This window comes from Curtobacterium sp. PhB191 (assembly GCF_004346515.1).
Taxonomy (GTDB): Bacteria; Actinomycetota; Actinomycetes; order Actinomycetales; family Microbacteriaceae; genus Curtobacterium.
The window spans coordinates 34707-46456 of the sequence record NZ_SMBV01000016.1; the positions used below are offsets into that span (position 1 = coordinate 34707).

The window sequence follows — 11750 nt, forward strand, 5'->3', positions numbered from 1 at the left end:
CCTCCTCGGTACGCGCCCGCCCCGTGGTGCGTTCACAGCCCCGCCTGGGTTCGGGGCTCCGCCGCCCGGTCAGACGACCGGATCCGCGAGCATCGTGGCGAGCACGCGCTCGTGCTCCGCGCGGTCGCCCGGACCGGCACTACCCGCGAGCATGATGAGCGCCTTCCACAGCGCCCAGCCGCGCGCCCGCGCCCACGCGTCGGCGTCGAGCCCCACGGCCTCGTGGAACACCGGGCGCGCCGCCGGCTCGAGGAACGTCCACGCGAGCACGAGGTCGCAGGCCGGGTCGCCGACCCCGCACGTGCCGAAGTCGATCAGGGCGGCGAGGCGTCCCGCGTCGTCCACGAGCAGGTTGCCCGGCGCCACGTCCCCGTGGAACCAGACCCCCGGACGGTCCCAGGTCGAGGCGACCGCGTCGTCCCAGATGCGTTCGCACGCGGCACGGTCGACCTGCGCGCCCAGGGTGTCGAGCGCCGCGACGACCTCGGCTCCGTACACCGAGGGGTGCTCGCCACGGTGGAACGAGTGCACGCCGGCGGTCGGGCCCCCGGTGGCGGGGAGGCTCCGGAGCTGCCGGAGCACCGCGCCGACGTCGGCGGCGAAGCGCTCGTGGTCGAGGTCGACCGCACGCGCGGCCACCGTCCCGTCGAGCCACCGCCTGACCGACCACGGGAACGGGTACCCCTCGCCCGGTTCGCCCAGACCGACCGGCTCGGGGACCGCGACGTCCAACCGCCGTGCCAGGTACGGCAGGACGTCCTGCTCCTTCTCGACCCCGGGCACGTAGCCGGCGGCACTCGGCAGCCGGACGGACAGCGCGTCGCCGAGTCGGTACGTGCGGTTGTCCCACCCCTGGTGGTCGACCTCGCGCACGGGCAGGCCGTTCCACTCGGGGAACTGCGTCGCGACGAGTCGTTCCACGAGTGCGGCGTCGATCCGGGGCACTTCGGTGTGCATGGCCCCAGGGTAGGCCGACACCGCGGACCGGCCCACGGGGGTCGGGCCGGCCGCCTGCACGGGTGACCGGCGGGGCGGCCGCGCACCGGGCCTCCTGGCCGCGTCGTCAGGCGGGTTCTGCCAGGGCGAGCAGCGCGTCACGGGTGACCGCCAGCTCGCGTGCGTCCAGGTACGGCGGCATGGCGGTCGCTGCTGCGAGCCCCTCGGCCGCGTGCCGGACGACCAACGTGCGGTCCTCGGGCAGGCCGTCGCGCGCGAACACCGCGCGCCAGTCCTCGGCGTCCGCGGCGACGACCGCCTCGACCCCCGGCACTGCCATCAGACCGGTCCAGTGTGCCGTCGGCGAGAAGACCTCCATGGCGCGCTCGCTGCCGCCGCACAGGGTCCGCACGTAGGCGCGGAGGACCTTGCCGGGGCGGTTCTCGGCCAGGTCGACGTGTCGCAGCACCTCGTCCTTGAACGTCGCGAGACCGTGCGCGGCGACGGCGAGGAGCAGCTCGTCCTTCGACGGGAAGTGGTGGAGCAGGCCGCTCTTGGAGACGCCGGCGTCCGCCGCGATCTCGGCGACGCTCACCCGGGTGCCGCGCTCGGCGAGCAGCCGCTCGGCGGCCTCGAGGACCGCCTGGCGGGTGCGCTCACGATCGCGGGTGCCGTCAGTGCCCACGACGACCTTCAGTGCTCATGACGACCTTCAGTGCTCATGCGGTCCATCCTGCCGGTTCGGGATCACCCGGAGTGCGACCGCGGCGGCGACGGCGAGCGCCACGGCCGCGCAGATCGAGGCGAGCTGCATGCCGCCGGTGAAGGCGTGCCGCGCGTGTTCGAGGATCGGGTCGCCGTCCTGCAGGACCTGGGACGCCGACGCCAGGGACTCACGGATCCGGTCGCCGACACCGCCGCTGACCGCGCCGCTCGTCACGTCGAGGTTCGACCGGTAGAACGCGGTCTGCAACGAACCGAGCACCGCGATGCCGAGTGCGACGCCCAGTTCGTACCCGGTCTCCGAGATGGCCGAGGCCGCACCAGCACGCTCCCGCGGTGCCGCGGCGACGACTGCGTCGGTGGCCAGGGTCATCGAGACCCCGACGCCCAGGCCGACCACGGCGAGGGCGATCGCGATCCCCCAGTACGTCGGCAGCCCCTCGGCGAACGCGAGACCGGCCATGCCCACAGCGGCGACCGCCAGGCCGAGACCGATCGACCGGCCGGGTCCGACCCGCCGGGACAGCAGCCCGATGATCGCGATCACCGCGATCGAGGCCAGGGTCGCCGGCAGCTCGGCCGCTCCGGCGAGCAGCGGCGTGAACCCGCGGACCAGCTGCAGGTACTGCGAGAAGAAGAACAGCAGGCCGCTCAGCGCGAAGACCGACAGCGAGTTCGCGACGACGGCGCCCGAGAACGCCGGGATCCGGAACAGCTGCAGGTCGATGAGCGGCGTCGTGAGGCGCTTCTGGCGGCGGACGAACCACCAGCCGGCGCCGATGCCGAGGAGTGCCGTCAGGGGCACCGTCCAGTCGAACCCGTGCCCGGCGACGTGCTTCACGGCGTACACGAGCGGCACGATCGCCAGCACCGAGAGGACGGCGGAGAGCAGGTCGATCGGGGTGCGCGAGCCGCCCTTCGACTCGGGCAGCAGGATGGCTCCGGCGATGACGATCACGACGATGACGGGGATGTTGATGAGGAAGACCGAGCCCCACCAGAAGTGCTCGAGCAGCGCACCGCCGACGAGCGGTCCGGCGGCGGCACCACCCGTCGCACCCGCCGACCACACGGCGATCGCGGTGGTGCGCTGCCGGGCGTCGCGGAAGATCGTGCGCACCAGCGACAGGGTCGACGGCATCAGGGTCGCTCCGGCGATGCCGAGCAGTGCCCGCGCGGCGATGAGGAGCTCGGGCGTCTGCGCGAACGCTGCGGCGGCCGAGGCCAGGCCGAACGCGACCGCGCCGATGAGCAGCAGGCGCTTCCGGCCGATCCGGTCGGCGACGTTGCCCATCGTCACGAGCAGCCCAGCGAGCGCGAACGAGTAGACGTCGCCGATCCAGAGCACCTGCGTCGCGGTCGGGTCGAGGTCCGCGGTCAGCGACGGGACGGCGAGGGCCAGCACGGTGCCGTCGATCGCGAGCAGCACCACGGCCAGGGTGAGGACGCCGAGGGACGCCCATTCACGGACGGAGGCGCGGTGGATCGGGGCGGTGCTGGTGCTCGGGGTGGTTTCGGTCACCCGGAGACCCTAACCGACCACATGGTCGGTAGAGCCGACTGCACAGTTGGTTGTCAGCGTCGTTCGTCCTCAACCCCGCAGGCGGTCGCGATCCGCCGGCGGCAGGTGCTCGGTCGCCGTGTGGCGCGCCGCAGGCGTCAAGAACCGTCCGCTCTTCTCGAGGAACGCCACGAGCGCCGCCTCCGACGCGCGCTTGCCCGTCTCGCGCAGGACCCACCCCAGCGCCGACTGCACGGTGTCGCTCCGCTCCCGCACCAGGCGTCCCGCGATCCCGAGTGGCACCTCGGCGTCGCCCTGCTTGGCGAACGCCAGGGTCGCCACGACCGCGATCCGGCGCACCATCGCCACGTCGGACTTCACGAGCGCGAACAGCGGGCCCGTCGAGCCGCCCACGAGCGGCGCACCGACGAGCTCCCCGGCTGCCAGGTCGACCAGCGCCGGGTCGTCGAAGCGCTCGGCCTTCGCTGCCGACAGGTACTCGTCGGTCAGCTCCGGATCGGGGCGCTCGCGCATCGCCTGAACCAGCAGCAGCACGGCGACGAGCTTCGCGCCGTCGTCCTCGCTCCACAGCAGCGCCGAGCGCTCGCCGTCGTCGAGGCCTTCGAACCGACGTGCGACCCGGCGCGCTGCCGCGACGTCGCCGCTGGTGCGCGCGAAGGCGACGAGCACGGCCTCCGCGTCGGCCCCGTTCCCAGCCCCGGTCCCGCCGCGCGATGTCATCCGGTCAAGGGTATCCGCGCCGCCCCGCCCGCACTTCGTGAGCAGCAATGGTCGGGTGCCCGAAGGCGACCCGACCATTCCTGCTCACGAAGTGGAGCGACGCCAGCGCTCCCGGATCAGCGGAAGTGCATGTTCTTCAACGGGTCGACGAGCGTGCCGTTGCGCCGCGTCTCGACGTGCACGTGCGGGCCGGTCGACTGCCCGGTGTTGCCGGACTTCGCGATCTCGGTACCGAGCTTCACGATCTGGCCCTTCTTCACCTCGATCTTGCTGAGGTGGGCGGTGAGCACCGCGGTCATGCCGTAGGTCACGACGATGTAGTTGCCGTACGAGGCGTCGTTCGCCACGGTCTTGGTCACCTCGCCGGTGCCGGAGCCGTACACCGGGGTGCCGACGGGCACGGGCGCGTCGGTGCCCTGGTGGTAGCGCGGGACGTGTCCGGCGCCACGGTCGTCGCCGTACTTGCCGGTGATCTTCGTCCCGTTGACGGGCCAGGCCAGTCCGGTGACGGGTCGGCTCGACCAGACGCGGGTGTCCTTGGCCCCGTAGAGCACGACGTTGCCGTCGACCTGCACGAGCAGGTTGCCGGAGCCGGCCGTGCCGGTGCGCGAGGTCCAGAGCGCGACCTTCTTGCGCGATGCGTCACGGGTCCAGATGACGAAGTTGCCCTTGGACTGCAGTTCGGCCCAGGCGCCGGGGTGCCCGCCGGTCCGCGACTGCCAGACGACTCGGCCGCTGACCTTCTGCACCAGGTTGCCGTCGGTGCGCATGTTGAGGATGCGCGTGTTCGTGGTGTCGGAGCGCAGCACCGTGCCGCCGAGGAGCGTGTTCCCCGAGGCGACCCGGTCCTGGTAGGTGGTCCAGTTCACGACGACGGACCTGCCGGCGAGCAGCGCCATGGTGCCGTCGGCGCGGATCTTCAGCGCCGTCGAGTTCACGGTGCCGGCCGAGGCCCAGCGGGCCAGTCGCTTGCCGTTCTTGGTGATGTCGAGGGCACGGTTCTTGCCGACGACCGCGATCGCACCGGGGGAACCGGCGGTGTTCGAGGCCCACAGCACGCGGTTCCCGATGCCGTACTCGACCAGGTTGCCGTCGCCCTGCATGATGAGCTTGAACTGGCCGTTCGGCGACGTCACCTGGTCGCCGGGGTTGATCTTGGTGCCGGCGGGTGCCGATCCGACCCACACCGCCGACGCTGCGGCGGGTTCAGCGGTCGCGACGAGGGCACCGGCGGCCAGGGCCAGCACCGTGAGCGCGCCGGCGAAGCGTGGGAGTCGGCGCGCACGTGCGACGGTCGACGGAGTGGTGGTCATGGATCCCCTGACTCGGAACCGACCACGCCCCTGCGCGGTCGTTCGGCGCTCGCCCTGTACGAGTCACCGAACGATGTTCGCTTTTCTGCGCGGGGCGCACAACCCCTTGACAGGGGGGTGCGGCTACGGCTGCTGGAAGAACTCCTTCGGTGTCGCCAGCAGTGCTTCGAGCTTGTGGAACGACTGCGTCCAGCCGGCGATGTTCATGTCGCGCATGAACTCGGGGAAGGGTCCCTGCGTCAGGGTGACGATCGTGCCGTCGCCGTCCTCGGCGAACTCCAGCGTCAGGGACAGCGCGGTGCCGTCCTCGACCCCCGGGATGCCGTGCGCCGTCGAGGTGCCGACGATGATCCGGTTCTCCTCGATCTGCTCGAGGGTCGAGGTGACGGGCGACGACCACTCGGCGTTGTCGTTGCTGACCATCGTGAGGTTCCAGGCGCCACCGACCCGTGCGTCGACCTCGACGGTGGCGACGGGGACGTGGAAGCCGAGGGGGCCGAACCAGAGCGCGAGCAGCGCCGGGTCGACGAACGCCCGGTAGACGTCGGCGACGGGGTGCGCGAAGCGGTGGGTGGCGTGGGCGGCGAACTGTTCGGTCATGACTGCTCCTGCGGATCGACGGTGAAGGCGGAACTGGTGGAACTGGCGGGTGGGGCGGTGGACGGGCTGCCCACCGGGGCAGGCGTGCGCTGGGCGGCGAGCAGGGCCTCCAGTCGGTCGAACCGGCGGTCCCAGTCGGGACGCAACCGGCCCAGCCAGGCGCCGAGCTCGTCGACGGCCTCCGGCCGGAGACGGCACGTGCGCCACGTACCGTGCCGCTCGCGCGTGATGAGGCCGGCGCGTTCGAGCACGCCGAGGTGCCGCGAGATCGCCGGGGCGCTGACGTCGAACGGCTCCGACAACTCGGAGACGGTCGCCTCACCCTTGCCGAGCCGTTCGACGATGCGCCGTCGGATCGGGTCGGCGAGCGCCGACAGGACGACGTCGGTGTGGTCGGGTTCCATCGTCGCCTCCTCGGTGAACCGGTCGGTTAATTAACTGTTTCGTTCAGTATGCGCTCGCACCCGTGGGAGCGCAAGGCCTCACCGGAACCGGGACGGCGGGGCCCCGAACGCCTTCGAGAAGGCGGCGGTGAACGCCGCGGGGGTCGCGTAGCCGAGTCGGCCCGCCACCTCCGTCACGGTGCCGCGTCGCAGGGCCGGGAGGCTCGCCAACAGTCGCGCACGCACCCGCCAGCTCGCGGGACCCACCCCCGTGGCCGCACGGAAGTGGCGGTCGAGGGTGCGTTCCGAGACGGCCGCCGCGCGCGCCCAGTCGGCGTTCGTCACGTGGACGTCAGGCTCGGCCAGGTACGCCCGACACAGGTCGCGCAGGACACCCCGTGGCGGCAGCGAGACACTCAACGGGATCGGTGCGACGCGCTGCAGCTCGTGCAGGGCGAGCCGGACGAGGGTGCCGTCCCGGCCGCCGCCGTCGTACGGCACGTCGAGCGCGTTGGCGGCGCGCAGCACCTCGCGCAGCAGGGGCCCGACCTCGACGACGGTGCACCGTGTCGGCCACCAGGGCACGGCGTCCGGCTCGACGTACAGGCTCCAGGTGCTGACGTCGAGCATCCGGACCTCGTGGGGCACGCCGGGCGGGATGAGCACGGCCCGGTCGGTCGGCACGGTCCAGGAGCCGTCGTCGGTCTCGACGAGCATCACGCCGCTCGCACCGTAGAGCAGCTGCGCCCGTCGGTGCTCGTGCCGGGCGAGAAGGTGGTCCGGCGGGTAGTCGGTGCCGATCGGCAGGACGTCGAACGGCTGGTGGTCGAACTCGGAGACCGGGACGTTGCGCACACGTCGAGGCTAGGTCTCGAAGGAACGTGCCGCACACCCGATCGTCCGCCGTGGTGATCCCCGCTGGGATGGAGGCATGTCGTTCATCGTGCTCGTGGTCATCGGGGCCCTGGTCGGGGTCACCACCGTCCTGTTCGGGTTCGGCGGTGGGTTCGTCACCGTGCCGATCATCACCGTCGCCGACGCAGCCCTCGGTGGCGACGCCGTCCGGGTGGCCACGGCGACCTCGGCCCTCGTGATGCTCGTGAACGCCGCCGTGGCCACCGTCTCGGCCCGGCGCGGCGCCCTCGCACCACTCCGGGGCCGTTCGTCGCTGTTCGTCCTGCTCGGGGTCGGCGGCACGGTCGGGGTGCTCGCCGCACGAGAGGCACCGGACGCGCTCCTGCGCTGGGGCTTCGTCGTCTACCTCGGGGTCACGGTCGCCGACCTGCTCCTGCGCCCGGGCTTCCTGCGCAGCTCGGCGACGGATCGCGCAGTCGCGACCCGCGGCGGTGGACGCGACCAGGGACCGACCCGCACCGGCGTGCCGACTGCCACGGGCCTCCCGATCGGTGCGGTCGCGGCGTTCCTCGGCGTCGGCGGCAGCGTGGTGACGGTCCCGATGCTGCGCCGGTCCGGTGCCACCATGACCGCGGCGACAACGCTGGCGAACCCCCTCACGCTGGCGATCACGCTGCCCGCAGCCGCGGTGACCATGCTGCTGCCGGCGGTCGTCCCGCACGCCGCCGGACTCGTCGGCGCCGTCGACGTCCGGGCTGCCGTGGCCCTGCTGGTCGGCGCGATGCCGGTCATCGTGCTGCTCCGACGTCGCCCGCCGCACCTGCCCGAGGTCGTGCACGCCTGGGGGTACGTCGCGCTGCTCGTCGCAGCGGGGATCGTCGTGGCCCTGGGCTGAGCGGCGAGCCCCGGGGACAGGATGGGTGCATGCCGACGCCGAACCCCGCCTTCGTCCCACCCGCCACGCAGACCTCGCGCCCGGACCTGCAGGGCACGTTCGGCATGGCGGCCGCGACGCACTGGATCGCGACCGCCACCGCGCAGTCGGTGCTCGAACGCGGCGGCAACGCCTTCGACGCAGCCGTCGCGGGCGCGTTCGTCCTGCACGTGGTCGAACCGCACCTGAACGGCCCGGGCGGCGACCTGACGGCGGTGTTCGCGACGGCATCGAACCCGACCCCGGTCGTGCTCGTCGGCCAGGGTCCGGCGCCGGCCGGTGCGACACCCGAGCACTACCGCGCCGAGGGACTCGACCTCGTCCCCGGCTCCGGCGCACTCGCCGCCACCGTCCCGGGTGCCGTCGACGCGTGGCTGCTGCTGCTCCGCGACCACGGCACGTGGGAGCTCGCGGACGTCCTCGCGCCGGCGATCGGATACGCCCGTGACGGCCACCCGGTCGCAGCCGGGGTGGTCCGGACGATCACCGCCGTGCAGGGCCTGTTCCGTGACCACTGGCCCACGTCCGCCACGCAGTGGCTGCCAGGAGGCACGGTGCCGGTCCCCGGGGACCTGGTGCGCAACGAGGCGCTGGCCGCAGTGCTCGAGCGGCTCCTCGACGCCGGTGACGGCTCCGGCAGCCGGACCGCCCGCATCGACGCCGCGCGGAGCGAGTGGGCCGGGGGCTTCGTCGCCGAGGCCATTGACCGCTTCGTGCGGGAGCCGCACCGACACGCGTCGGGCAGCGACCACGCCGGGGTCATCCGGGCGTCGGACCTGGCGGCGTTCCGGGCGTCGTACGAGCCCGCGGCGACGGTGGAGTTCCGCGGCTGCACGATCGCGAAGACCGGGCCGTGGGGCCAGGGTCCGGCGCTCCTGCAGACCCTGCGGCTGCTCGAACCGCTCGACGACGCAATGCTCGACCCGTCGACGTCGGTCGGGGCGCACACCATCGTCGAGGCGCAGAAGCTCGCCATGGCCGACCGCGAGGCGTTCTACGGCGACGGCGACGTCCCGCTCGACGAGCTGCTGTCCGACGCGTACACCGACGAGCGGCGTGCGCTGATCGGCGAGCGGGCCTCGGCCGAGCTGCGTCCGGGCACGATCGCGGGCGTCGAGCGGGCGATGCCGCCGGCCCGGACGTCGTACTCCGCCGGCGACGGCGCTGGTCTCGGCGAACCGACCGTGCAGGTCGCTCAGGTCGCTCCGGTCGCGCCGGTCGCGCCGGTCGAGGACCGCGGCGAGCCGTTCGTGGCACCGGACGGCGAGACCCGGGGCGACACCTGCCACATCGACGTTGTGGACCGCTGGGGCAACATCGTCAGCGCGACACCGTCCGGCGGCTGGCTGCAGTCGTCGCCGACGATCCCGGAGCTCGGGTTCTGCCTGGGCACCCGGCTGCAGATGACCTGGCTCGAACCGGGCACGGCGTCGACGCTCCGCCCCGGCGAGCGCCCCCGCACGACCCTGACACCGACCCTGGTGCTGCGTGAGGGCGTCCCTGTGGCCGCGGTCGGTTCACCCGGCGGTGACCAGCAGGATCAGTGGCAGCTGCTGTTCCTGCTCCGGTGGATCGTCGGCGGGTACACCCCGCAGCAGGCGATCGACGCCCCGGCGCTGCATACGACGTCGTTCCCGGGGTCGTTCTGGCCGCGCACGTGGGAGCCGGCGGGGCTCGTGGTCGAGGACCGGCTCGGCGACGACGTCATCGCGGAACTCGAGGCACGCGGTCACGTCGTCACCCGCGCCGGCGACTGGTCGCTCGGACGGCTGACGTGCGTGACGCGGGACCCGGCGACGGGCGTACTCGGCGCCGCCGCGAACCCACGCGGCGCCCAGGGCTACGCCGCAGGTCGCTGACCCGCGCTGGTTCCTTCCCTGAACACTCGCGATGGAAACCGGAATCGGGCGTACCTGGTCAGAACTTCCGACCAGGTACGCCCGATTCGACCAGGTACGCCGCGAGACGACCCGTGGTCAGAGCGTCGGGACGACGACCGCACGGCCCGAGAGCTCGCCGGCTTCGAGCTTCCGGTACGCCTCGAGCGCGTCGGCCAGCGCGTAGCGCTCGACGTCGGGGACGATCTGCCCGGCGCGGTACATCGCGACGACCTCGTGCAGGTCCTCGATCGTGCCCCAGTAGGTGTTCGTGATCGTCGACTCGTACGGCGTCGCGAAGAAGTTCCACTCGGTGGTACCGCCGGCGATCCCGACGACGGTGAACCGGCCACCGACCGCCATCGAGGCCTGTGCGACCTTGATCGTGGGGGTGGCACCGACGAAGTCGAACGCAGCGTCGACCCCGCGGCCGCCGGTGATCTCGCGGATCGCGGCGGCCTGGTCCGGCCCGCCGGGCACCGTGATCGCGCCACGGGCGGCAGCGCGGTCCATGGCGTCCTGCTTCATGTCGGTCGCGATCACCGTGGCGCCGGTGAGCGCGGTGAGGATCTGCACGGCGATCTGCCCGAGGCCGCCCAGCCCGACGACCAGCGCGTACTTGCCCCCGCCTGCCAGGTTCGGCAGCGCGTTCTTGATCGCGTGGTACGGCGTGAGTGCGGCGTCGCTGAGCGGTGCGGCAGCGATCGGGTCGGCGTCGCCGAGCGGCACGAGGTTGCGGGCGGGGACACTGACGTACTCCGCCATGCCGCCATCCCGCCCGAGACCGATGCCCATGTAGGGGTTCGTCGCGGCGTTCTCGCAGTAGGTGTCCTGCCCCTTCGAGCAGTACGAGCAGTGCCCGCAGCCGACCGGCCCGTAGACCAGGTAGGCGTCGCCCTCGGTGAACCCGGTCACGCCGTCGCCGACGGACTCGACCCAGCCGGAGTTCTCGTGCCCGAGGACGAACGGGGGTTGCTGCGATCCCGGAGCACCGGCGGCGAACTCGCGGTACACCGCGACGTCCGAGTGGCACGCGCCGGCACCTGCGACCTTGAGGAGCACCTCCCCCGGACCCGGGGTGGGCTTCGGGACCTCCGTCAGGGACGGGAAGGTCTGGTACTGCTCGAACACGACGGCGCGCATGATGGGTCTCCTTTGAACACCATCACGCTACACCTGTTGTTGTGGGCAACACCTGTCGCTCAGAACCGCGAAGCCTGCGTCTTCGCCGTGAGCCGGTTGCGAGAACGCGCGTTCTCCGCTTGACTCGGCTGCGACGGTCCCGCTCGGGTCCGATCCCCCACACGAAAGGAGCGGCCATGCCCACGCGCACCGCACGCACCGCCTGGAACGGCGGCCTCAACGACGGTTCCGGCCAGGTCGAACTCTCCAGCTCGAAGGTCGGCACCTACGACGTCTCGTTCCCGAAGCGCGCCGCTGACGAGGCCGGTGGCAGCACCAGCCCCGAGGAGCTCATCGCCGCCGCACACTCGGCCTGCTACGCCATGCAGTTCTCCGCAGTCCTCGGCGAGGCCGGTGGCACGGTCGAGGCCCTCGACGTCAAGGCCGACGTCTCGCTCGGCCCGGACTCGGCTGGCGGCTTCAAGCTCACCGGCATCGCCCTGACCGTGCACGGTGAGGTCACCGGCATCGACGAGGGGACCTTCCTGAAGGCCGCCGAGGACGCCAAGGCGACCTGCCCGGTCAGCAAGGCGCTCACCGGCGTCGAGATCACGCTCGACGCGACGTTCGAGCAGTAGTCGGGGCGCGTCCGAGACGCGACCCACCACCTGACGGGAGGCCCGGTGCCAGCTGTGAACTGGTCCCGGTTTGTTGGACCGTGAAGTCAGATTAGGCCGCGAGGGCGTGAGCTCGGTATTGAACCGG

At 72.3% G+C, this 11750-nt stretch carries 12 protein-coding genes; 3 read left to right on the plus strand and 9 right to left on the minus strand.

Annotation, left to right across the window (positions count from 1 at the left end; all coding sequences use genetic code 11):
* Positions 1-69: 69 nt before the first annotated feature.
* From EDF48_RS18445 to EDF48_RS18480, 8 genes are all read right to left on the minus strand, one after another.
* Positions 70-957, minus strand: a complete 888-nt coding sequence (locus tag EDF48_RS18445) for an aminoglycoside phosphotransferase family protein (protein ID WP_131881878.1) — start codon at positions 955-957, stop codon at positions 70-72.
* A gap of 106 nt (positions 958-1063) precedes the next feature.
* The gene (locus tag EDF48_RS18450; protein ID WP_207913300.1) at positions 1064-1621 is read right to left on the minus strand and encodes a TetR/AcrR family transcriptional regulator; all 558 of its coding nucleotides are present in this window, start codon (positions 1619-1621) and stop codon (positions 1064-1066) included.
* Between the two features lie 27 nt (positions 1622-1648).
* Positions 1649-3181: an MFS transporter gene (locus EDF48_RS18455; protein ID WP_243648991.1), complete on the minus strand. Its 1533-nt coding sequence runs from the start codon at positions 3179-3181 to the stop codon at positions 1649-1651.
* A gap of 69 nt (positions 3182-3250) precedes the next feature.
* Entirely contained in the window at positions 3251-3901 is a 651-nt protein-coding gene (locus tag EDF48_RS18460) for a DNA alkylation repair protein (protein WP_165932468.1), read from the minus strand.
* A 116-nt stretch (positions 3902-4017) separates the two neighbouring features.
* Complete coding sequence (locus EDF48_RS19580) at positions 4018-5214, minus strand: peptidoglycan DD-metalloendopeptidase family protein (RefSeq protein ID WP_131881884.1); 1197 nt, start codon at positions 5212-5214, stop codon at positions 4018-4020.
* A gap of 123 nt (positions 5215-5337) precedes the next feature.
* Positions 5338-5814, minus strand: a complete 477-nt coding sequence (locus EDF48_RS18470) for an SRPBCC domain-containing protein (protein ID WP_131881886.1) — start codon at positions 5812-5814, stop codon at positions 5338-5340.
* A complete protein-coding gene (locus tag EDF48_RS18475; protein ID WP_123937300.1) occupies positions 5811-6218 on the minus strand; it encodes a metalloregulator ArsR/SmtB family transcription factor in 408 nt (135 codons plus the stop codon). The genes EDF48_RS18470 and EDF48_RS18475 overlap by 4 nt, the downstream gene beginning before the upstream one ends.
* 78 nt (positions 6219-6296) lie before the next feature.
* Positions 6297-7052, minus strand: a complete 756-nt coding sequence (locus tag EDF48_RS18480) for a helix-turn-helix transcriptional regulator (protein WP_131881888.1) — start codon at positions 7050-7052, stop codon at positions 6297-6299.
* Positions 7053-7128: 76 nt separating this feature from the next.
* On the opposite strand from EDF48_RS18480, the gene EDF48_RS18485 reads away from it, so the two are divergent.
* Both EDF48_RS18485 and EDF48_RS18490 read left to right on the plus strand, forming a co-directional pair.
* A complete protein-coding gene (locus tag EDF48_RS18485) occupies positions 7129-7947 on the plus strand; it encodes a sulfite exporter TauE/SafE family protein (protein ID WP_131881890.1) in 819 nt (272 codons plus the stop codon).
* Between the two features lie 104 nt (positions 7948-8051).
* Entirely contained in the window at positions 8052-9845 is a 1794-nt protein-coding gene (locus EDF48_RS18490; RefSeq protein ID WP_207913301.1) for a gamma-glutamyltransferase, read from the plus strand.
* A 117-nt stretch (positions 9846-9962) separates the two neighbouring features.
* Here EDF48_RS18490 and EDF48_RS18495 read toward each other — a convergent pair whose 3' ends face one another.
* Positions 9963-11006: an NAD(P)-dependent alcohol dehydrogenase gene (locus EDF48_RS18495; RefSeq protein ID WP_131881894.1), complete on the minus strand. Its 1044-nt coding sequence runs from the start codon at positions 11004-11006 to the stop codon at positions 9963-9965.
* Between the two features lie 176 nt (positions 11007-11182).
* Between EDF48_RS18495 and EDF48_RS18500 the strand changes: the two genes are divergently transcribed.
* Positions 11183-11623 carry an OsmC family protein gene (locus EDF48_RS18500; protein ID WP_131881896.1) on the plus strand — a complete coding sequence of 147 codons (441 nt, stop codon included), beginning with the start codon at positions 11183-11185 and terminating at the stop codon, positions 11621-11623.
* Positions 11624-11750 lie beyond the last annotated feature (127 nt).